Genomic DNA, 19,969 nt, shown 5'->3' with positions numbered 1-19,969 from the left:
GGGCGGCTCCTGCCCGCACAACGGAATCTCTGGAGCACGTAATGAGCGATCACGATTGTTTTGAGGACTACCAGCTTCCCCCCGCCACGCTCGTTCAGAAGCAGGCGCCCGACTTCGCCGCTCAGGCCGTGATGCCGGACGGGTCGTTCAAGGAAGTGAAGCTGTCGGATTACGACGACAAGTACGTGCTGCTGTTCTTCTGGCCGCTCGACTTTACGTTCGTCTGCCCGACGGAAATCATCGCCTTCTCGGACGCCGCCTGCGAGTTCGAGAAGCTCGGCGTGCAGATCCTCGGTGTGTCGGTCGACAGCCACTTCACGCACCACGCGTGGACCCAGGTCCCGCGTTCGCAGGGCGGCATCGGCAAGACGGCCTACCCGCTCGTCGCCGACCTCACCAAGGGCATCGCCGAGTCGTATGGCGTGCTGCTGCCGGGCGGCATCGCCCTGCGTGGCTTGTTCCTGATCGACCAGAAGGGCGTCGTCCGCCACCAGGTGGTGAACGACCTGCCGCTGGGCCGCAGCGTGGACGAGGCCCTGCGGATGGTGAAGGCGTTGCAGTACTTCGAGAAGAACGGCGAGGTTTGCCCCGCCAACTGGAAGGAAGGCGCCGCCACGATCAAGCCAACCGTCGACGCGTCGAAAACCTTCTTCGAGAGCGAGTACTCGACGACGGCGTGACCTGTCCGTTAGCCGCGGGGCCTTAGCCCCCGGTTAGCGTGAGAGGCCCCCACGGCCCCTACAGATTGCCCGAGCCCGTCCGACGGACCACCGCCGGACGGGCTCGTGGTTTTTTGGGGCCGCGGGCTCCCGCCTTTGTCCCCAGGGCGCCAGTTGTCACCGGGGGCCGTTTCTCTACAGTTACCTGGACGCCGGCGGTTCACTTTGGGCGAACTTCGGTCGCCTCCCGCCGCGGCGCCACACACCTCCGACTCTGCCCCTCCGGCGGACCGGGCCTAATTGAAAGGGACGGCCAGGCGGCCAACGGTCCCTCTAACACACGGAGTCCCCGGCATGTCGGTGGCATTGGAAATCGGCGCGATCAAGAACGGTCACACCGCGGCGGGCAATCGACACGACAAGCCCGCGGGGCCCGCCGATCTCGATGCGTCCAAACACCCCACCAGCGTGAGCAACGAACTATCCGCGGCTGAAGGTCTGTCCGCATCCGAAGACAAGCCTCCGGTGGATCTTGAAGCGATCAAGGGCGCCGTGCGAGCAATTTTGCAGGCGGTCGGCGAAGACCCCGACCGCGAGGGCCTGCTCGAAACGCCGCGGCGTGTTGCGAAGATGTACGCCGAGATGTTCGAGGGCCTGACGCTCGACCCGGGCCGGCACCTCGACGTCACGTTCCCCGAGTCGTATGACGAGATCGTCCTGGTGCGCGACATCCGCTTCACCAGCATGTGCGAGCATCACCTGCTGCCGTTCAGCGGCGTCGCGCACGTGGCCTACTTGCCCAACGGCCGCGTCACGGGCCTGAGCAAGCTGGCTCGCGTCGTCGAAGAGGTCTCGCGCCGCCCGCAGGTGCAAGAGCGGATGACGCAGACGATCGCCGACCTGATCGAATCCAAGCTCAACTCGAAGGGCGTCGCCGTCGTCGTCCAGGCCGAGCACTCCTGCATGTCGATCCGCGGGATCAAGAAGCACGGCGCAAGCACCGTCACCAGCGCCCTCCGCGGCGTCTTCAAGACCAACCAAGCGAGCCGCGCCGAGGTGATGACGCTGATCACGAAAGGCTGACGCCGAAAGGGGAAAGTGGAAAGGCGAAAGGGGAAAAGAATTAGTCTTCCCATGGCCTCTCAGCCGGCATCAATACTCAATACGTTTCCCCTTTCCCCTTTTGCATCACAACTAACAGCGAACATCCGAAGCCGCTCACCGTACGAAGCCCCCCGTGATTATCCAAAAGCAATACAAGTTCTACGCCGCGCATCGCAACGAGCAGCTCAAGGACAAGTGCCGCAACTTGCACGGGCACCGGTACGGGTTGGTGTGTCACTTTGAGGTCGAGCGCACCGGGGCGCTGTCGACGCTGTTCGGCGACTTCGACGCGAAGATCGAGCCGTACCTCAAGGAGCATTACGACCACGGCATGCTCATCAACCGCACCGACCCGCTCTACGAAACGCTGCAAGACCATGAGCGCCGCACGGGCGAGCGGTTCCGCTTCAAGGTGTTCGACGCCCCGACGACAGTCGAGAACCTGGCGTTCACCCTGTTCAGTGAGATCACCGAGATGGGCTTCCGATTGGCGCAACTCGAAGTGCGCGAGACCGACTCGTCAGTCATCACCTACACGCGCGAAGACTGGATCGCCGACAACCGGGATGCATCACGCCTGACCGGCGGGAAGAAGTCGGCTGTCACCGAGTAACCAAGTGCGAACAACGACTTGGCACGACGCCCGACAGATGCGGCGAGCCGCATGTGACATGAGGTTAATCGCAAGCTTCCCCGGCAAAATCAGTTGCCATGGCCAGCAAGGTCGGTAAACTGGGCAAACCTGCGCGAATAAAGCGATTCTTCGACGTGCATCAGATAAGTCGTACTTCCCGGAGTTCTTGATGGCTTTCGGTACTCTTTGTTCAGTGGTTCAAGACTCCTTGAAGGGTCTCGTCCGAGCTCGCTTCGCCCTGTGCTCGCTGATTGCACTCCTGGGTTGCGTTGGCGTCGCGCAGGCTTCGGTGCAAATCATCAGCGCCCCGACCGACGTTCTGAACGGAGCCAGCGGCACTGGCGAATCGGACACCACAATTTTTGGCTTCCAAGAGCAGACCGGCATCCTCACCGACCAAGCCGTTAATCACTTGGTGAGTGGCACGCAAACCAACATTCCTGGTGGCCAATCGCCTGGGATCGTGACGGCGACTTTCGACTCCTGGTTCTTCCACTTTGATCCCGTCAGCGCGACTGGGGATGGTAATCCCGTCCGAAGCGCGACGGGCTCGATTACATTCACTCAAAACATTCTCGGTCTGATTTTTCTTAGCGCGGACTTAACAGCTACCGATGCGACCTTGGGCTTGTCGCCGACGACGACGTATCCCAACACTCCCGCAACCGGAAGTGCATCGCGGGGATTGGAGTTGAGTGGCGCCAATATCGATCGGCTCATTGCATCCGTTGGCAACGATCAACGGACGCTCGACTTTGACATCTTGCTGGCCAACAGCTCCGGCGTTGACCAAGTCCGAGTGCTTGTCGCTACCGGCGCGGGCGTCGTCCCCGAGGCGACTTCGCTAGTGGCTTGGTCGCTCCTCAGCCTCGGCGGAGTGCTCGGTCTACGGCCGGCTCGAAACGCTTGATCGGCATGCGACAGCTGCTGTTAACCGAGAACTTGGCCATCTGAAAATGCGAAAGCCGTCTAGATTCTCTAGACGGCTTTCTCTTTTGCGTCCGCTTGCCGAAGCGGCGAATCAACAGGTCAGAGCGGCACAAGTCTGCCGCGCTCCCACCCTGAAGCAGTCGAAGATGTACAGTGCGTAGAACCGGCGTACCAACGCTTTCTAAAGAGCCTTAAGAGCGTCCCGAACTTCCACGACATAGTCGGGCCTCTCGGACGCGCGCTCGAGCGGACGTTTCCAGACAACTTGTCCCTTGTTGATCAGCGCCAGCCCGCCGAGCTGCAAGCCGTCGCCTTTCAGGACGCCGACACCGTGGCCTTTGAGCAGGCAAGCACTTGCGCCTCTTGAGAACTCTTGCCAACCGAGCAACTGACTGAGGCGGCCGCGGGAGATGCCCAGCTCTTTGTAGAGCTGCTGGTCGGGGTCGGCGACGTGCGTTGCGCTGCGGAGGTCGTAGCGCTCGGCGGACTCGATCGAGTTGTCACCGGCCCCCATGTGGACGATCGCCAACCGCGCGCCGACGGCGTCGATCTCGGGCTCGACCGCTCTGAGGTCCGCCAGGGCTTCGCGGTGGAAAGTGCAACCGGCGTGGCGGAGCAGCACGACAAACACCGGCCGCTCTTGGGACAGCTCGGCGAGCGTTGCCCCTTCGGTCGAGGTGGGGAGCGAGGCGATTGCAGACGAAGATGGCTCGGACATCGGCTTATTTCCCCGTGGAAAGGACTGACCTACGTCAGCTTACCAAAGCCTCGAGTCGATAATCGGGCGCCCATTCGCGCAGCTTCTCCATCGCCCGGTTGGCGAGCTGCCGAACGCGTTCCTTCGAGATGCCCATCCGCTGTCCGAGCCGGTTGTAGGAGGCCCGCTTGGCGCCGTCGCCGAGGCCAAAGCGGTGGGTGACGATGAACCGCTCGCGCTCGTCGAGGCGCTGAATCATCTGCACGAGAGACGAGTTGAGTACGCCCCACTCGGGTTCGCTGAGGTGCTGGGCGTCGCCGGGCTCGGCGCCGACGTCGTTGAGCAGCAGGTCCGCGCCGGTGCTGAACCGCTGTGAGTCTCGCCGCTGCGTCATCACGTGACGGCAGAGGTCGCGCCGCACGGCGCACGTCGCGTAGGTGCTGAATCGATAGCCGCGGTCGTAGTCGAACTTTTCGATGGCGTGCATCAGCGAAACGATGCCGTGGCTCAGGAGGTCGTCGAAGGAGTTCGAGCTGTTGGCGAACCGCCGGGCGATCGACATCACGAGTCGGGTGTTCGCCTGGATCAGGTGGTTCCGCAGCCGCGTCACACGCCGCAAGCAATCCTCGATCTCGGCGACCCGAGCCGCCGAGGGCGCCGTGCGGCCGAGCTTCGATCGCAACGCCTGCGCCCGGAACTTGCAATAGTTCATCCGGCGGAAGAGGTCACGTTCCTCCTCTGGGGTGAGCAGTCGCGTCGCAGACATGCGGCCGAGATGCGCTGGCAGACCCGCGGCGAGGGCTTCGGCAGGAGCGTCGCCACGCTCGACTTCGGCGGCTAGGCCAGTCGGCTCGTCGTTGGCCAAGCAAAAGCTGTCGTTGGGGATGTAATCGATCTCAACACGCCGGAGCTCTTCGACCCGGCGATCCAAAGCCGTCGGGCGGTTGGGACGCTTGCTTGAAGGGCCTTTCGGTTTGGTGGCCGCTTTGGCGGACTTCGCCTTGGTGACGGTGGCAGACGGGGCGCGGCGGACGGGAGGGTTGAGCGTTGCCATCGGGGATTTCCTGGCGGAAGAGAGCTTGGCGGTTCGCCCGCTGTCTTGCGGGCCTTAATAAATCGTCCAAATCGTTCACCTGAAACCCTATCGCCACTCCAGCCCCAGATCAAGCACAAAATCGGCCAAATCGTTCACTGCCTGGATCAGCTAGGCTAAACTGAGGTGCAGTGAATTCCTGCCGACCTGGACAGCTACCCGTGCTTGGCCGGGGCGCTAGAGTCTTTCCAGACCTGCTTCGACGGTCGACTACCCGCGGTTACCACATGCAGGAACTCCTTAGCCCGAAACAAGTTGCGGCCTCGATCGGGGTCAGCGAATCGTCGTTGAAGCGTTGGTGCGACCAGGGCGTCATCACTACGGAGAAGACCCCGGGCGGCCACCGGCGAATCCGAATCCGCGAAGTCGTGCGGTTTCTACGGGAGCAGAGCCACCCGCTGGTGAGCCCCGAAGCGCTCGGCCTGCCCGTCGGGGCCGGGCGGCGCGTCGCGACCTTAGAGTCGTCCCGTGAGGCCCTCCTGGCCTCGTTGGAGGCCGGAGATCACGCCGCCACACGTCGGGTCGTCCTGGACCATTACTTGGCCGGAGAGGGCGTCCTGGGGCTCTGTGAGCGGCTTCTAGCCCCGACACTGCACACCATCGGCGACCGCTGGGTGTGCGGTGCGACCGAGGTCTACCAGGAACGCCGAGCCTGCGAGTCGATCAACCGGGTGCTGTTCGAGCTGCGGTCGTACCTCCCCGCTCCCAGCCCCGACGCCCCGGCAGCGATGGGGGGCTCTCCGACCGGTGATCACTACCGGCTGGCGACGCTGATGGTTGAGGTGGTGCTCGCCGAAGAGGGCTGGGACGCCACGTCTCTGGGTAGTTCGCTCCCCTTCGCGACGATGGCCACGGCCGCGGTGCGGCACCAGCCCCAGCTCTTCTGGCTGAGCGTGTCTCACGTCCATGACATCGAGGAACTCCGCGGCGGCTTCAACGAGTTTCTCGAAACGACCACGCCCACGATGCCGGTGGTGGTCGGCGGCCGCGAAGCTCGGGCCGTGGTCGGGGCTTCACTGAATCCGCGGGTTCATATCGGCGCCAACCTGACGTCGCTCCTCGAGATCGCTCGCGGCGTGCATCCGATCGCGAAGGCGACTCCGCCGCGCGGGCACTAGCCAATCGGCGGCGCGTACGGGACGATCAGGGCTCTTCAGCCGCCGGCGCCGCTTGCATGTGGCCCGGTCGCTTCCCAAACGCTCACCGCTTGAGGCTTGTCCGGATGTCGCTGCTCGTTGTTGGCTCAGTCGCGATCGATAACGTCGAAACCCCAGTGGAGCGTCGCGACGACCTCCTCGGCGGCTCGGCGACGCACTTCTCCTACGCGGCCAGCTTTTTTACGCCGGTGCGGCTGGTGGGCGTCGTCGGCGATGACTTCCCGGCCGAACACGTCGAACTGCTCGAGTCGCGCAACGTCTCGACCAAGGGCCTGGAACGAAAGGCCGGCGGGCGGACGTTCCGCTGGACGGGGCGTTACCTCGACAACATGAACGACCGCGAGACGCTCGACGTTCAGCTCAACGTCTTCGGCGAGTTCGACCCCGTGGTCCCCGAAGAGCACCGCGACGCACGCTACGTGTTCCTCGCCAACGGCGTCCCCGCGGTGCAAGCGAAGGTCCTCTCGCAGGCCCTCGATCGCAAGATCGTTGTCGCCGACACGATGGACCTGTGGATCAACGAGCACCGTAAGGACCTCGACGCGTTGATCGGCGAGCTCGACGGCCTGGTGCTCAACGACAGCGAGGCCAAGCTGCTCACCGGCCAACAGAACCTCGTCAGCGCCGGCCATGCGGTGCTCGACATGGGCCCGCGCTTCGTGATCGTCAAAAAGGGTGAGCACGGCGCGATGTTCATCGGACGCGACCTGGTGGGCGCTATCGAGGTGTTCACCCTGCCGGCTTTCCCGACCGAGAACGTCGTCGATCCGACCGGCGCCGGAGACAGTTTCGCGGGCGGCATGATGGGCTACCTCGCCGAGCAAGACGCCGTCGATCCGGCCACGCTCAAGACGGCGATGGCCTACGGCACGGTGGTCGCCAGCTTCAACGTCGAGGGCTTCGGGCTCCACCGCATGACCGAGGTGACGCGCGAACAGATCGATGAGCGCCTCGAAGCGTACAAGCGGATGCTGGCGTTCTGACACTGATTGGGCGGCCGGTTTACAACCCTTACAAGCCGCTGACCACGAACCCGAAATCGACGAAGAACGGTCCGATGTCGGAGTCGAAGTGCAGCCGCATCGGGTCCGAACCGCTCGGGAAACGGATGCAGAAGTTCTCTCGGCGGACGATCGCCGGAAGTCCCATGTTGAGCCCCATCTCGAGCTTGCTCTTCGCCGAGCCCGCGACAACGTTCGCGATCTCGCCAACCGCATCGAGCACCGCGGGCGTTAGCTTCCAGTTCGACCCGCCTAGCAACCGCGCGCCGATCTCTAGCGCTGTCAGCCGATCGAAGCTTAGGCAGATCACGCCCTTGGTCCCGCCCGATAGCGCTATCAACGCCGATATCTCGTAGGGCTCGGCGTCAATGCCGCGTAGTTCAAGCGCCCCCCGCCGAGCCTTGCTGCCCAGCATCGTGTTGAAGGTCTCGACCACCGAACCCAACAAGGGGTTGATGACTGCCACCATGACGTCAGAGGTCGGTTGGACGAAGGTGGCGGACATCAAGCCGTGGCAGTAGCGGAAATAAGGGATGGCGGCGTCGGGTACACTTCAAATCTAGGGCCCAGCCCCCGTAGTTGATCCCCGCCGCTTCGGATTTCCGCGATCCCCTTCCCCTTACCACGTCACTCGATGGGTAAAACCCGCACCTTCGTCGCGATCGAAGCCGATGACGCCCTCCGCCGCCGCGCCAGTGGGCTGATTGGCCGACTCCGCCCGCACCTCGGTGGCGCCCGCTGGGTGAGCGAGGAGAATCTTCATCTAACCCTCATGTTTCTCGGCGAGCTGTCGGACACCGAGATCACCGAGGTCTGCAGCCGGACCGAGTGGGTCGCCCGAGCGAACGGGCCCTTCTCGCTCCGCGTTGCGGGTGTTGGCGCCTTCCCCGACGCCCAGCGCCCGCGAGCGGTCTGGCTGGGAGCTCGGGAGGGCGGAGAGGCCGTTTGCCGGCTGCAAGCGGACCTGGACGACGCCCTGAGTGACTTGGCGCAGCGGGGTGAGAATAGGGGGTTTGTCCCCCACTGGACGCTGGCCCGCCTGCCGCGCGGCGCGGGTGGCGGTTCTCCGCATCTGGTGAGCGTCCTGGAGGGCCTTGCCGATTACGACGCCGGCGAGTTGGCGGTGGACCAAGTCGTTGTCTATTCCAGCGAACTCTACCGGGGTGGTCCGGAGTACTACCCCCTGGCGACGTGTCCGCTGGGGATGGAAGGAGGTTGAGGCAAATTCCCGGAGATAGTGGCCAAAAAGTGTTGCATGAACACCCGAACACCGATACACTGTTCCTGCGTACAGTTATCCGTAATCCACCGACGGATTGCCTGAGGCCGGCTCGTCCGGCGTCCGCTTGCCATTCGCTAACTCTCCCCGCATAAAGGGGCCCGGTCGCCGCCGGGCCGAAGCCCGATGGTCGCCACCGCCACGCTTAACGGTTCCGCTGCCAAGACTACCGACAGCGCCGCCGCCACCAAGAACGCCCCCGCTTCGAAGAACACCTCGATGGCTAAAAAATCCGCCGCTAAGAAGGGCAATTCCAAAGAGAAAGGCCCGAAAGCCGACGCCAAGAAGTCGGTCATGGACCTTGTCCTGGAGAACAGCGACGACCTGCGTCACACCGTCGCCGCGATCGAGAAGCAGTTCGGCGAGGGCGCCATCATGCCCCTCGGCGCCGATTCGGACCGCCGGATCAACGGCATCTCGACGCAGAGCCTGTCGCTGGACATGGCCCTCGGCGGCCAAGGCATCCCCGAAGGCCGGATCATCGAGGTTTTCGGCCCCGAATCGAGCGGCAAGACGACCCTCGCCCTGCACGTGGTGGCCGAGGCCCAGAAGAAAGGCGGTATCGCCGCGTTCATCGACGCCGAGCACGCCCTCGACCCCAGCTGGGCGAAGAAGCTCGGCGTGGACCTCGAGACGCTGTTGGTCAGCCAGCCGAGCCACGGCGAAGAGGCGATGCACATCACCGAGATGCTCGTGAAGAGCAACGCGGTCGATGTGATCGTCATCGACTCGGTCGCGGCCCTGGTGCCCAAGAAGGAACTCGACGGCGAGATCGGCGACTCGCACGTCGGCCTCCAGGCCCGGCTCATGAGCCAGTCGATGCGGAAGCTCACCGGCGCCATCTCCAAGAGCAAGTGCGCGGTGATCTTTATCAACCAGATCCGCGAGAAGATCGGCGTCATGTTCGGCAGCCCCGAAACCACCCCCGGCGGTAGGGCCCTGAAGTTCTACTGCTCGTGCCGGATCGACGTCCGCCGCATCGGCCAGCTGAAGGAAGGCGAAGAGGTCGTGGGCCAACGGGTCCGGGCCAAGATCGTCAAGAACAAGGTCGCGCCCCCTTTCCGGGTCGCCGAGTTCGATATGATGCACAAGGACGGGATCAGCTACGAAGGCGACCTGATCGACCTGGGGACCGAGAAGAAGGTCATCACCAAAACCGGAGCCTGGATCCGGTACGGCGAGATGCAGCTCGGTCAGGGGCGTGAGAAGGCCCGGTTGTTCCTCCGTGAAAACAAGGACATCGCCGAAGAGATCCGCGAAAAGCTCCTCGCCACGGGCGGCTTCGACGACCTCCTGCGGGTCGATAAGCCATCCGCCGAGGAGGCCGAAGCGGACGACGACTTGGACGAGTCGCTCTGAGCCGCCACCGACGCGGCGCCAGCGTAACGCCAACCGAAAGGACCTCCGCGTGGGGCTAGCCGCTATCACTCAACGCCGTTGGCTGAACGCCCGCCTCGCCGCGATGCTTCTTGGCGTTGTGGTGAGTGTTTGCCCGCTTTCCGCGTGGGCACAGACGGTGGGCGAAGGAGCTGCTGCGGCTTTGGCTCTCGAGTCGTCGCTGGTCGATCTCATCGAACGCAGCGAGCGGTCGGTCGTGTCGATCACCCGTCACACCGAGTCGCCCGAGCTCGTCGCGGGCGCTGCCCAGCAACCCGGCGGCGTGGCGATTGGTGGCGGTGTCGTGCGAGGAAACGGTCTCCCGTTCGGCCAACAGGCGGGCCAACCGCGGTTCTTCATCCAGGGCCAGCCACTGATCGCCGGTAGGCTCGGCAATCTGCAGATGGTCACCGACGCCGCTACGCCCCCTAGCGGCGCCGGTGTGGTAATCGATCCGTCGGGAATCGTGCTGACACAGTTCGCGGTCGTTGGGCTCGATGACCACCATGTCGTTACGACGCCCGATGGCGTCCGCTACTTGGCCGACCTCCGCGCCGCCGACGGCCGGAGCGGCTTGGCGGTGCTGGCGATCCGCAAGCGGCTCGAGGCGGGGCAGGCCGGCGACGATGGGGCGGCGCCCGAGGCCATCGACTTGCCCGCTCTCCCAATCGGAAAAGCAGAAGACCTGCGTAAGGGACGGCTGGTGGTGTCGATTGGCAATCCCTACGCGATCGAGTCGGACGGGCAGCCGACCGCCAGTTGGGGCTCGATCACCAACACTGCCGCCCGCGTCCCGCAGAACGAGCCCCTGGGGGGCGAGGTGGAGTCGGACGGCCAGTTCCGCACGACGCTGCACCACTTCGGCTCGCTGATCCAGACCGACGCCCGGCTCGGCTGGAACGCCAGCGGTGGAGCCCTGGTGAACCTTGCCGGTGAACTAGTAGGGATCACCACGACCGCTTCGACGATCGCCGGCCACGAGCAGCCTGCCGGCTACGCGATTCCGCTCAACGCGGCGATGCGTCGCGCGGTCGAGACGATGCGCGATGGCATGGCGCCGGAATACGGCCTGCTGGGCGTCAGCTTCGATCGGGTGGCGTCTCGAAACGCGAAAACGGGCCGCATGGGCATCGGCGTCCGCGACTCGTACCGCGGCGCCCCGGCCCAGGTAGCGGGCCTGCTCCCGGGCGACCTCTTGCTCGAGGTCAACGGCAAATCGATCAAGTCGCCTGACGCGCTGCAGCTGGCGGTCGGCAGCCTCCCTCCCGGCGCCGCGACAGACATCGTGTACGAACGCCAGGGCCAACTGCACAACACGAGCGTCGTGCTCGGCAAGGCCTACCTCGATGGGGGAGACCAGATCATCAGCGCCGAGATGCCTTCGTGGCGCGGCATCCGCGTCGATTACCCCACGGCGGTCCCGCCCGAGGTGCTCCGCGTCAAGACGGCAGAAGGGGCAATCGATCCCGAGGGGTGCGTTGTCGTCAGCGAGGTCGAAGAGGGGAGCGTCTCGTGGGAGAGCGGCGTGCGGCCTTACGCGTTCATCAGCCACGTTGGCGGCAAGCGGGTCCGCTCTCCAGAAGAGTTCTTCGATGCGGTGCGTGACGCTTCGGCCAATGTGAACCTGAAGTTCACCCGACCGCTGAACACCAAAGCGCCGGCGTCCTTCGCCGAATAGGCCTCTGACTGGCGTCTAGCGTTTAACCAGCCCCGTACGCACACGAGGGCGTGCGTACTCTTGGACGTAGGGCGTCGCGAGCTCTACCGAGCCCGGCGTCGTAGGCAGCAGGCGAGCAGCTGTGCTGCCAGTAGAACCGCGGCAGGCTCCGGGATGGTCACGACCCCGCCCGGCGCCGCTTCCACGAAGCCCGGCAGCGAAAGCCCCGGGGCTGTAATCGCCGGCATCGACGCGAGTGACAGCTCGGGCGAATCTCGCCACACGGTGTAATCGGCGGCGTCGACGACGCCATCCCCATTGCCGTCGGCGGCAAGGCCGGCGCCGGTCGAGCCGTAGGTCATCTGAAAGACATCGTAGTCGCCATGATCGACGACGAGGTCGCCGTTGTAGTCAGCCTGGAGGTTGCGGTAATCGCCTGCAACGACGATCGTCTGGTTGCCGGCACTGACCGTGACGGCGAGGCCTTCGAGCTTCGCCAAGTCGAAAAACAGGCCCAGAGACACCACCTGCCCGGGGTCGAGTGAACCACTCTCTTCGGTTAGCGAAGCTTCGCTGACCGTCGTGGCGGTTGGCGTGCCGATGACAAACCAATCGGAAGTCGAGTCCACGGACTGGTCGCCCGAGGCGTCGTAGTTGCCGGCGATCGGCGTCCAGCCACTGATAATCAACGCGTCCGACGGCGAGAAGATGGTGTAGCCGTCGATGATCGACGGCGTGGCGCCGGAGTTCTTGATAAAGACCCCGCCATCGACGCGATCGACGACGAACTCGATCGTCTCCGCTTGCGAACAAGCGGCTAGAAGCCATGCCACCAGACAGGCCGCGGAGCGACGGGCACGGGTGAAGCCGGTGGTCGATCTGGCGGAATTCAAGAAAAGGCCTGCGTAGGGTCGGGGCATCGATCGGACGCCCGGGGGCGACGCTGGTGTCACAGCTTCCAGTTTAAGCCTAAGCCGACGGGTTTGGCGCGACAATCGACGCGGGGTTGGGTCGGTGGACGTTCGGTCGGCGCCACCGGCACAACCCGGACCAGCGGCCCGTGACGCACGCCACCCGTCGTCGGGCAATCGACGACGGCGCCGCGTTGACACCCCCCCCGGCCCCGATACGATGACGGTGAAACCTCTGCCGCTGCAACGGTTTGCGGAAAGTGAGGACACCCCCATCCAGCAAGTCTCAACCGACCTCCCTATCAACGGCGGCCACCACTTGATTCGCCCGCCGCGGGCCCCGCGATTCCCTCGCCCGGCCGCGGATGTGACTAAACTCTGGCCGTCATAACGTTTCAGGAATCCGATGCCCGCCCCGATTACGCAGTACGAGTTCGCCCGCGCTGGCGAGATCACCCCCGCCATGGAGTACGTGGCGAAGCGTGAGCGGTTGTCCGCCGAGACAATCCGCGACGAGGTCGCCCGCGGTCGGATGGTGATCCCCGCCAACACCGTGCACCTCGCCGGCGCGCTCGAGCCGATGGCGATCGGCGTCGGCGCCAAGTGCAAGGTGAACGCCAACATCGGCAACTCGGCCGTCACCAGCGACATCGACGGTGAGCTCGAGAAGCTCCATACGGCGGTGCACTTCGGCGCCGACACCGTGATGGACCTCTCGACTGGCAAGAACATCGACGGGATCCGCAAGGCGATAATCGGCGCGTCGCCCGTCCCGATCGGGACGGTGCCGATCTACCAGATGCTCGAAGAGCTCGGCGGCGACATCGAGGACATGACCGCCCAGCACTTCCTCGACATGGTCGAGCACCAGGCCAAGCAGGGCGTCGATTACATGACGGTCCACTGCGGCGTGATGCTCGAGCACTTGCACCTAGCGATGAACCGGGTGACGGGCATCGTCAGCCGCGGCGGCTCGCTGATCGCCAAGTGGATGATGGCCCACCGCCAGCAGAACCCACTCTACGAGGCGTTCGACGACCTCTGCGACATCATGCGTCAGTACGACGTGACGTGGAGCCTCGGCGACGGACTGCGTCCCGGCTCAATCGCAGACGCCAGTGACGCCGCGCAGTTCGCTGAACTCGACGTGCTCGGTGAGCTCACCAAGCGCGGCCGCGAACGTGGCACGCAGGTCATGGTCGAGGGCCCGGGGCACATCCCGCTCGACCAGATCCAGATGAACATGGAGCGGCAGGCCGAGGTCTGCGACGGCGCGCCGTTCTACGTGCTCGGCCCGCTGGTGACCGACATTGCGCCGGGCTACGACCACATCACCAGCGGCATCGGCGCCGCCCTCGCAGGCTGGCACGGCGCGGCGATGCTGTGCTACGTCACGCCAAAGGAGCACCTCGGCCTTCCTGAGAAAGAAGACGTCAAGCAGGGCATGATCGCCTACAAGATCGCCGCCCACGCCGCCGACGTCGCCCGCAAGCGCCCCGGCGCCCAGGACCGTGACGATGCGCTGTCGAAAGCGCGGTTTGAGTTCGACTGGAACGAGCAGTTCCGTCTGGCGCTCGACCCCGAGACGGCCCGCGCGTACCACGACCAAACGCTGCCGCAAGACACCTTCAAGAGCGCCCACTTCTGCAGCATGTGCGGGCCGAAGTACTGCTCGATGAAGATCACGCAGGACATCCAGAAGATGGCGGCCGACGGCGAGCTCGTGCAACTCGCCGCGCCCGCCACGGCGGAGTGACCTCCCTTCCCTACAAGAGTGAGTCGAACATGAAACGCCATCTCGTTTGGCTGGTAATGGCGGCCATCGGTTGCGGCGGCGCGCCGTCGTCGAGCGTCACGACGTCAGGCACCTCGGAGATGACCACGAGCGTGGTCTTCAACGCCGAGGACGCGCCCGTCGTTGAGTTCGAAGCGCCCGTCATGCACTGCGAGGCCTGCGCCGCGACGATCGTCGAAGCGTTGAAGAACAAGCCGGGCGTCGTCGACGCCAAGGCGGACCCCGAGTCGAAAATCGTCACGGTCGCGGTCGAGGAAGCGTCCTTCGAGCCGCAGACGGTGATCGCCGCGATCGAAGACGCCGGCTACGGCGAGGCGACGCTGGTCGAAGAGGTCGCGCCGATTGAAGGTGAGAAGCCGTCGGACAACGCGGGCTGATCAAGAAATCTCCAACAACGAAACTGTTGTGGGAGGGGTCTCCAGCCCCCGATTACGCGCACCACACCGTTTCGGAATGGATACCGTAATCGGGGTCTGGAGACCCCTCCCACAGGAGCCTTCGGCTCTTTTTAACCTCCAGCCCCTAGCCTCTCCCAAATGCCCCAAGAGTTCTCCGGCGTCACCGTCGTCGTCCCCGCCAACGTCTACTTCGACGGCAAGGTCACCAGCCGCACGATCAAGTTCGCCGACGGCACGACGAAGACCCTCGGCCTGATGCAGCCGGGCGAGTACGAGTTCGGCACGGACAAGCCCGAGTTGATGGAGATCACCGCCGGCAAGCTCGGCGTGCAACTAGCGGGCGAGATGGAGTGGAAGGAGTACAACGGCGGCGAGTCGTTCAACGTGCCGGGGAATTCAAAGTTCCAGGTGCGGGCGAGTGAGGTGACGGATTATGTGTGCTCGTACTTGGAGGGGTGACGAAAAATGTCACCGTACGTAGGGTGGGTCAGGGCCCAACCTACGTCTGCTCAGGTTAGATCGGACCTTACCGCTAGACCGAGATGAATGTGGGACGATGGGAATGGCTGATAGCCCTTTCGTTGTTGGCCGTTGTTGCCATCGCTAGCCATCCTGCAGGATTGATCGCATTAGCAGGCTCGCTCTTGTTTGTGACTTGCTTCTCGCTGTCGTCGCGGCATTTTGGAGCCTTCTCCAACCGCTACGTGTGGGTTGCATCGTCTCTCCTGGCTGTCGGATGCATCATGCCGGGGCTCTTTCTAGTTTGGGGTAGTTTCCGCATCGCCGGCTCACCGAATGCTTGGCCTCTTGGTTTCCCTTTTCCCGACGACGTCGTCTTGGCGATCCACGGAATCGTCAACGAGCCATCCTTATCACCGTTCGACAACTCTCGCACGCTCACAGCGATTGGGCTTTGTGTGGCGACGCTAATGTCTCTTGGAGGGGTAGCTGCTGGTGGCGCTATTCGGAGCAGTCGCATCGCCTTGCTAACTTCGCGTCCGTTCCTTGGAGGGAGGACCTACGTATCCACAGCACTCGGAGCTGGTATTGGGGTGTGGATTTCTGTATTCGGAATGCTGGCTATTTTCGCGAAAAGTTCTCCGCTACCGCCTGCGTTACTCGTCCTGCTGGCGGCGATTGCTGGCGGCATGGCCGGTCGCTCGCTCGGCGTATACTGGGCCGCACCATCGCGAAAAGATATTTGAGGTAAGGAAGTAGGGTGGGTCATGACCCACCGAATTACAAGACCGCACGTTTCGACTAAACGGTTGGTCAGACTAACCGGTCTACCAGGAATGCCGTTTGTTCGTCCGCTTCTACCATGTAGGTGCGAATCGATTCGGCAGGGTACTCGATTTCGAATGTCGCGCCGCCGTGATCAGCTGTCCCGTCGTAGGCTGAGTCAAAAATAACAAGCGACCCAGGTCGGCAAGCCAATTCGATCTCGCACGCAGGCACAGATTTAGAGTCGAAACGACTCACCCAATCTGCTGCCGCACCCAAGAGTTCTTCATCAGACTCGGCATACAACCAGCGAATCAGTAGGGTTGAATCATCAACATTCGCAGCGATCGTTGGCAAGGGCAAGTCATTCAGCACAGCGAATTGGTGGCCCTCAATGAGGATGAGTCCGGTCCACCCCTTGACGTTACACGCCGCGCGGTAATGTGACGACTCGTCTTCCCAGAAACCTCCGCGCCAAGCTTTGGCGTTCTGCGTCGAGGTGAGAACCAACGGGCCGCCGTTCGATTCAATCCAATCGGACAACAATCGAAATTTGCTTGGCATAGACATAGATCTGTCCCGATATCGCAATTCCCGCGTCAGTCGCCTAACGGCAAGATCCGCACACGAAGCCGTGTCTCGTCGATAACAACCAGTGCGCCAGCCTCAATCTCAGCCGCGTACTTCTGCAAGACCTTGACGACAGTGGAACCGGCTTGCGACGGCAAAACGTCGCGGCCTCGTAGCTGGATGACGCTAGGACCAGCGGCGCCGGTCAGCGCGAGCGCAGTTCCAAAGTCGAGGTCGTAGGTAAAGATGGCGGCGTGATTGATCCGCGCCCATTCCATCAGTTCGGTGTCGGGCGCCGCTGGATCGCCGACGGTGCTCCAGTGAGTGGAGTCGATTCCATGCGTGGCGAAGTACCCAACCCAGTTGGGTGTGAGATTCATATCAACCAGGACATGAACGCTCATGGGCCGACGAGCACTTCTTCACGCTCTTCGAGGCGCCACGCGGCGTACGAGAGGCACGCGTCGAGGTCGTCCGCCGTCAGATACGGGTAAGCCGCCAGCACTTCTTCGCGGCTGTGTCCTGAAGCGAGCAGCCCGAGAACCGTGGCGACGGTGACACGGAGGCCGCGGACGCAGGGCTTGCCGCCCATGACAGCCGGGTCTAGCGTAATTCGCTCGTGATGATTCATCGCGCGTCTATCCGTTAGGGAAGCCTTCCGCTGGCATTATAGCTCCGGCATTAACCTGGGGCCAAAAGCAGACTCTCAATCACCCAAACTCCGCTCCTTCGGCCGGTAGAACAGCGCGATTGGCAGCATCACCAGGGCGCCGACGGCGAACGCCGTGTTGCGGGGTTGGTTCCAGGTCTCGCAGAACGTTACCGACGCCTTGAAGATCACGGCGCCGAGGATGATGCCGATCCAGTTCACTTGGTTCATCAGGGCGATGATCCGGCCCTTCTCGTTGGCCGGCGGCAAGGCCTGCACCGCCACTTGGATCGGCACGATGAAGACGCCCGTGCTGATGCCGGCGATGATCAGCACCGGGATGCTGCCGTAGAAGCCCAAGAGATGATCCTTCTCTCCGCCGCGAAGGCTCATCAGCCCGAGGCTGATTACGATGCCCATGGCGCCCACCGCGACGACGCGCGGATTGATGCGGCCGGCGGACAGCCTGCCGCCGATCAGGCAGCCGATCGGGATGCCCACGCCGAGCGTCGCCGTGAGAATGCTGGTGTGTAGATCGTCGAGGCCCAACTGCGACTTGCCCAACGAGTTCACCGCCTGCGATACAATGCTGCTCAAGAGCCAGAAGCTGCTCGTGACCATTAGCGCCATGAGTAGTTCCCGGTCCTTACGCAACAAGGCGATCGACTCGGGCGGCACGAGCCAGTCGTACCAACGCATCTGCATGCCGGGGTTCGCGGGCGGCACACGGCGTGTCAGCAGGCTTGTCGCCGTGCCGAGTACGGCGATGAGGATACAGACAGCCGACCCGCGCCAGACCGTGGCGGGGTTCGACCCCAGCGCTCCTGCGAGCACGGTGCCGAAGATGATCGCCACGAAGGTGAACATCAAGAAGATGCCGTTGGCGGTCGGCAGGTCGCGGTCGTGGATCGTCTCGGGGAGGATGCCGTACTTGGGAGGGCCGAAGAACGCCGTCTGCATCCCCATCAAGAAGAGCACGACAAGCATCCCGCCGAAGCCTATCGAGCCGTACATCAGGAAGCCGATCATGCCGATCGCCATGACGACGATCTCGGCGACCTTCGAGCCGATGATCAGCGTCCGCTTGCTCGTCTTGTCAGCAAGCCACCCCGCGATTCCGGTGAAGAGCAGGATTGCGGTGGCGAAGACGATCATCGCCTCGGCCTGGCGATCGGGCTCCGTCTCGCCGCGGGCGGCGGCGGCGGCGATCTCGACGGCCGTTGGCGTCGCCAGGAGCAGCATCAGCTGCTTGAAGAGGTTGTCGTTGAAGGCGCCGAGGAACTGCGTCGCGGTCATGCCCCAGAACGATCGGTCCTGCATCAGCGGGGGCAGGGCCTCGGCTACGCGGGTCGAGGTCGGCAGCGCCTCGGATTCGGAAGGGGCGGCGGGCGGCAGCGGCTGGTCGTGGTGCGTCATGCGGCGGATTGTCGGCGAGAAAGCCGTTTGCCGGAAGACGAGTCCCCCCGATCGACGAACCACCACATTCGGTCTAAGCCGTGGGGGGTAGCCCTCGGTGGCGCCGGAAAGGATTGAACCACGACGGGCACAAAGGACACAACGGCCGGCTACTGGGGTGACGTTTGTCCCAATGACAGGCCGTCGTGTCCTTCGTGCCCGTCGTGGCGAGAATTTCTCAGCGGTCTTCCCTCCTGAAATGGCTCCAATTTTTCTTGCTTGCGAGGTGGAACGCTGTGGCGGGCTACTGCGTCCTTTGAGGCATCCGTCAGTACAGAACCGCAAGGACTCCTGATCCATGACCGCAAGAGCGTTCTCTTCGCTGCTTTTCTACGGCGTTCCAACGCTACTGGCGGGGATTGCATTCGCAGCCGCAGGTACGTCGGCAGCCTTCGGCCAGTCCCCTTCGCCTTCGGCAATCGATTTTCCGGCAGGACGACGCGCGGCGGCACAGTACAAAGTCTCGGCGACACCGCTGAGCCTCACGGAGGTCGCACCCGCGAGTCGCCACGAGTCCGAGCGGTTCCGCAAGACGCAGCGAGCGTATGTCGAGTCCCCTTTGGTTCTCAATGCGGCCCTCGCTCAGCCTGGTGTCGCCGCGCTGTCTGTCTTCCGCAATTCAACCGACAAAGTTGGCTGGCTCAAAGAGCGCCTGCTGGTGACGTTCCCCGGCGATGGCGACATCATGGAAATCACAGTCGCCGACGACAAGGCGCCGAAGGAAGACCTCGTCGCCTTGGCGAACGCGGTGTCGAAGGCGTACTACGACGAGGTCGTCTTCTACGAGCAAAGCCAACGCACGATGCCGCTGCAAATCCTGCAGAGTTCTTTACGACGGCTCAGCGGGAGCGTGCGGGACAAAGCGGAGACCTTGCATCAACTCGAGGTCGATCAAGGCTATGACGCGGCTAGCTCAGCGAAGCGGCAATGGCTGAAGGACGAGGCTCGGCTGCTTCGCAAAAGGATTGAAGACCTACAGACCCAACACTTCGAGGAGAAGCTGCGGAGACTGCGGACCGATGCAGATGCCCAAGAAGACGACGCTTCAGCCAAAGAAACCGAGGCGAAGTCAACGGCCATCGACGAACTGTTTGCCGCCGAAGAGAAGCTGTTGAAAGATCGACTCGCAGAGACGCTCGCGTCGCCTGCGGCCAACGCACCGGCGCCGAGCACTGACCTGGAACTACGCCGAGAAGAACTCGAATGGCTCAAGGAAACCGAGAAATCGCTGACACGCCGGATCCAGCTGCTCCAGATCGAAATTCAGGCGCCAAACCGGGTCAGCGCCATCGGCCAGAAGGGCGACGAAGTTGCAGCCGTCCAGTTCTACGAAAAGTGACGTCTATCAACGGATCCGTTTGAGCCGCGGGCGCTAGCCC

The 19,969-nt window shown here is 63.5% G+C and carries 22 protein-coding genes; 14 read left to right on the top strand and 8 right to left on the bottom strand.

All coding sequences use genetic code 11. The features are described 5' to 3' along the window. Positions 1-41 precede the first annotated feature (41 nt). From Spa11_RS08045 to Spa11_RS08030, 4 genes are all read left to right on the top strand, one after another. A complete protein-coding gene (locus Spa11_RS08045; protein ID WP_145110504.1) occupies positions 42-680 on the top strand; it encodes a peroxiredoxin in 639 nt (212 codons plus the stop codon). Positions 681-1,013: 333 nt separating this feature from the next. Next, positions 1,014-1,742, top strand: coding sequence for a GTP cyclohydrolase I FolE (gene folE / locus Spa11_RS08040; protein ID WP_197529825.1), 729 nt, complete (start codon positions 1,014-1,016; stop codon positions 1,740-1,742). 154 nt (positions 1,743-1,896) lie between these two features. Further along, positions 1,897-2,376 carry a 6-pyruvoyl trahydropterin synthase family protein gene (locus tag Spa11_RS08035; protein WP_145110501.1) on the top strand — a complete coding sequence of 160 codons (480 nt, stop codon included), beginning with the start codon at positions 1,897-1,899 and terminating at the stop codon, positions 2,374-2,376. A gap of 229 nt (positions 2,377-2,605) precedes the next feature. After that, on the top strand, positions 2,606-3,307 hold the full coding sequence (locus tag Spa11_RS08030) for a hypothetical protein (protein WP_231933198.1): 702 nt from the start codon (positions 2,606-2,608) through the stop codon (positions 3,305-3,307). Between the two features lie 201 nt (positions 3,308-3,508). Here Spa11_RS08030 and Spa11_RS08025 read toward each other — a convergent pair whose 3' ends face one another. Together Spa11_RS08025 and Spa11_RS08020 are read right to left on the bottom strand one after the other, a co-directional pair. Continuing rightward, on the bottom strand, positions 3,509-4,045 hold the full coding sequence (locus tag Spa11_RS08025) for an AhpC/TSA family protein (protein ID WP_145110495.1): 537 nt from the start codon (positions 4,043-4,045) through the stop codon (positions 3,509-3,511). Between the two features lie 34 nt (positions 4,046-4,079). Next, positions 4,080-5,078 carry a sigma-70 family RNA polymerase sigma factor gene (locus Spa11_RS08020; protein ID WP_145110492.1) on the bottom strand — a complete coding sequence of 333 codons (999 nt, stop codon included), beginning with the start codon at positions 5,076-5,078 and terminating at the stop codon, positions 4,080-4,082. 266 nt (positions 5,079-5,344) lie between these two features. On the opposite strand from Spa11_RS08020, the gene Spa11_RS08015 reads away from it, so the two are divergent. Both Spa11_RS08015 and Spa11_RS08010 read left to right on the top strand, forming a co-directional pair. Further along, complete coding sequence (locus tag Spa11_RS08015; RefSeq protein ID WP_145110489.1) at positions 5,345-6,235, top strand: cobalamin B12-binding domain-containing protein; 891 nt, start codon at positions 5,345-5,347, stop codon at positions 6,233-6,235. Between the two features lie 104 nt (positions 6,236-6,339). After that, positions 6,340-7,257 carry a PfkB family carbohydrate kinase gene (locus Spa11_RS08010; RefSeq protein ID WP_145110486.1) on the top strand — a complete coding sequence of 306 codons (918 nt, stop codon included), beginning with the start codon at positions 6,340-6,342 and terminating at the stop codon, positions 7,255-7,257. Positions 7,258-7,285: 28 nt separating this feature from the next. Here the strand turns inward: Spa11_RS08010 and Spa11_RS08005 are convergent, their stop codons facing one another. Beyond that, entirely contained in the window at positions 7,286-7,780 is a 495-nt protein-coding gene (locus tag Spa11_RS08005; protein ID WP_145110483.1) for a chemotaxis protein CheX, read from the bottom strand. A gap of 129 nt (positions 7,781-7,909) precedes the next feature. On the opposite strand from Spa11_RS08005, the gene thpR reads away from it, so the two are divergent. The 3 genes from thpR (at position 7,910) to Spa11_RS07990 (ending at position 11,609) form a co-directional block, all read left to right on the top strand. After that, positions 7,910-8,494: an RNA 2',3'-cyclic phosphodiesterase gene (gene thpR, locus Spa11_RS08000; RefSeq protein ID WP_145110480.1), complete on the top strand. Its 585-nt coding sequence runs from the start codon at positions 7,910-7,912 to the stop codon at positions 8,492-8,494. Positions 8,495-8,773: 279 nt separating this feature from the next. Beyond that, the gene (recA, locus tag Spa11_RS07995) at positions 8,774-9,913 is read left to right on the top strand and encodes a recombinase RecA (protein WP_391503325.1); all 1,140 of its coding nucleotides are present in this window, start codon (positions 8,774-8,776) and stop codon (positions 9,911-9,913) included. A gap of 49 nt (positions 9,914-9,962) precedes the next feature. Next, positions 9,963-11,609 (top strand): trypsin-like peptidase domain-containing protein, encoded by a 1,647-nt coding sequence (locus tag Spa11_RS07990; protein WP_145110477.1) that lies wholly within the window; start codon positions 9,963-9,965, stop codon positions 11,607-11,609. A gap of 83 nt (positions 11,610-11,692) precedes the next feature. Here Spa11_RS07990 and Spa11_RS07985 read toward each other — a convergent pair whose 3' ends face one another. After that, positions 11,693-12,421, bottom strand: a complete 729-nt coding sequence (locus Spa11_RS07985; RefSeq protein ID WP_145110474.1) for a hypothetical protein — start codon at positions 12,419-12,421, stop codon at positions 11,693-11,695. Positions 12,422-12,917: 496 nt separating this feature from the next. Between Spa11_RS07985 and thiC the strand changes: the two genes are divergently transcribed. The 4 genes from thiC to Spa11_RS07965 all read left to right on the top strand — a co-directional run bounded on the left by thiC (position 12,918) and on the right by Spa11_RS07965 (position 15,897). After that, positions 12,918-14,255 (top strand): phosphomethylpyrimidine synthase ThiC, encoded by a 1,338-nt coding sequence (gene thiC, locus Spa11_RS07980; protein ID WP_145116936.1) that lies wholly within the window; start codon positions 12,918-12,920, stop codon positions 14,253-14,255. Positions 14,256-14,284: 29 nt separating this feature from the next. Further along, positions 14,285-14,671, top strand: a complete 387-nt coding sequence (locus Spa11_RS07975) for a heavy-metal-associated domain-containing protein (RefSeq protein ID WP_145110471.1) — start codon at positions 14,285-14,287, stop codon at positions 14,669-14,671. Positions 14,672-14,830: 159 nt separating this feature from the next. After that, on the top strand, positions 14,831-15,151 hold the full coding sequence (gene ppnP / locus Spa11_RS07970) for a pyrimidine/purine nucleoside phosphorylase (protein WP_145110468.1): 321 nt from the start codon (positions 14,831-14,833) through the stop codon (positions 15,149-15,151). An 83-nt stretch (positions 15,152-15,234) separates the two neighbouring features. Further along, a complete protein-coding gene (locus Spa11_RS07965) occupies positions 15,235-15,897 on the top strand; it encodes a hypothetical protein (protein ID WP_145110465.1) in 663 nt (220 codons plus the stop codon). Between the two features lie 67 nt (positions 15,898-15,964). Here the strand turns inward: Spa11_RS07965 and Spa11_RS07960 are convergent, their stop codons facing one another. The 4 genes from Spa11_RS07960 to Spa11_RS07945 all read right to left on the bottom strand — a co-directional run bounded on the left by Spa11_RS07960 (position 15,965) and on the right by Spa11_RS07945 (position 18,551). Further along, the gene (locus Spa11_RS07960; RefSeq protein ID WP_197529824.1) at positions 15,965-16,480 is read right to left on the bottom strand and encodes an Imm21 family immunity protein; all 516 of its coding nucleotides are present in this window, start codon (positions 16,478-16,480) and stop codon (positions 15,965-15,967) included. 35 nt (positions 16,481-16,515) lie between these two features. Then, positions 16,516-16,890: a DUF5615 family PIN-like protein gene (locus Spa11_RS07955; protein WP_197529823.1), complete on the bottom strand. Its 375-nt coding sequence runs from the start codon at positions 16,888-16,890 to the stop codon at positions 16,516-16,518. Then, positions 16,887-17,117, bottom strand: coding sequence for a DUF433 domain-containing protein (locus Spa11_RS07950; RefSeq protein WP_145110461.1), 231 nt, complete (start codon positions 17,115-17,117; stop codon positions 16,887-16,889). The genes Spa11_RS07955 and Spa11_RS07950 overlap by 4 nt, the downstream gene beginning before the upstream one ends. Before the next feature lie 75 nt (positions 17,118-17,192). Next, positions 17,193-18,551, bottom strand: coding sequence for an MFS transporter (locus tag Spa11_RS07945; RefSeq protein ID WP_197529822.1), 1,359 nt, complete (start codon positions 18,549-18,551; stop codon positions 17,193-17,195). Between the two features lie 337 nt (positions 18,552-18,888). Here Spa11_RS07945 and Spa11_RS07940 point away from each other — a divergent pair, with 337 nt between their 5' ends. After that, positions 18,889-19,929: a hypothetical protein gene (locus Spa11_RS07940; RefSeq protein WP_145110455.1), complete on the top strand. Its 1,041-nt coding sequence runs from the start codon at positions 18,889-18,891 to the stop codon at positions 19,927-19,929. Positions 19,930-19,969: the final 40 nt, after the last annotated feature.

Source organism: Botrimarina mediterranea (assembly GCF_007753265.1).
In the GTDB taxonomy this organism is placed as follows: domain Bacteria; phylum Planctomycetota; class Planctomycetia; order Pirellulales; family Lacipirellulaceae; genus Botrimarina; species Botrimarina mediterranea.
The sequence above is the reverse complement of the archived record's forward strand: the minus strand, read 5'-3'. Positions and strand labels throughout refer to the sequence as shown.

Bases quoted from the DNA above. Each gene is read 5' to 3' on its own strand.
- Spa11_RS08045 (WP_145110504.1), top strand. From the start codon at position 42: ATGAGCGATCACGATTGTTTTGAGGACTACCAGCTTCCCCCCGCCACG.
- folE (WP_197529825.1), top strand. From the start codon at position 1,014: ATGTCGGTGGCATTGGAAATCGGCGCGATCAAGAACGGTCACACCGCG.
- Spa11_RS08025 (WP_145110495.1), bottom strand. From the start codon at position 4,045: ATGTCCGAGCCATCTTCGTCTGCAATCGCCTCGCTCCCCACCTCGACC.
- Spa11_RS08020 (WP_145110492.1), bottom strand. From the start codon at position 5,078: ATGGCAACGCTCAACCCTCCCGTCCGCCGCGCCCCGTCTGCCACCGTC.
- Spa11_RS08015 (WP_145110489.1), top strand. From the start codon at position 5,345: ATGCAGGAACTCCTTAGCCCGAAACAAGTTGCGGCCTCGATCGGGGTC.
- Spa11_RS08010 (WP_145110486.1), top strand. From the start codon at position 6,340: ATGTCGCTGCTCGTTGTTGGCTCAGTCGCGATCGATAACGTCGAAACC.
- Spa11_RS08005 (WP_145110483.1), bottom strand. From the start codon at position 7,780: ATGTCCGCCACCTTCGTCCAACCGACCTCTGACGTCATGGTGGCAGTC.
- thpR (WP_145110480.1), top strand. From the start codon at position 7,910: ATGGGTAAAACCCGCACCTTCGTCGCGATCGAAGCCGATGACGCCCTC.
- recA (WP_391503325.1), top strand. From the start codon at position 8,774: ATGGCTAAAAAATCCGCCGCTAAGAAGGGCAATTCCAAAGAGAAAGGC.
- Spa11_RS07975 (WP_145110471.1), top strand. From the start codon at position 14,285: ATGAAACGCCATCTCGTTTGGCTGGTAATGGCGGCCATCGGTTGCGGC.
- ppnP (WP_145110468.1), top strand. From the start codon at position 14,831: ATGCCCCAAGAGTTCTCCGGCGTCACCGTCGTCGTCCCCGCCAACGTC.
- Spa11_RS07965 (WP_145110465.1), top strand. From the start codon at position 15,235: ATGAATGTGGGACGATGGGAATGGCTGATAGCCCTTTCGTTGTTGGCC.
- Spa11_RS07960 (WP_197529824.1), bottom strand. From the start codon at position 16,480: ATGCCAAGCAAATTTCGATTGTTGTCCGATTGGATTGAATCGAACGGC.
- Spa11_RS07955 (WP_197529823.1), bottom strand. From the start codon at position 16,890: ATGAGCGTTCATGTCCTGGTTGATATGAATCTCACACCCAACTGGGTT.
- Spa11_RS07950 (WP_145110461.1), bottom strand. From the start codon at position 17,117: ATGAATCATCACGAGCGAATTACGCTAGACCCGGCTGTCATGGGCGGC.
- Spa11_RS07945 (WP_197529822.1), bottom strand. From the start codon at position 18,551: ATGACGCACCACGACCAGCCGCTGCCGCCCGCCGCCCCTTCCGAATCC.
- Spa11_RS07940 (WP_145110455.1), top strand. From the start codon at position 18,889: ATGACCGCAAGAGCGTTCTCTTCGCTGCTTTTCTACGGCGTTCCAACG.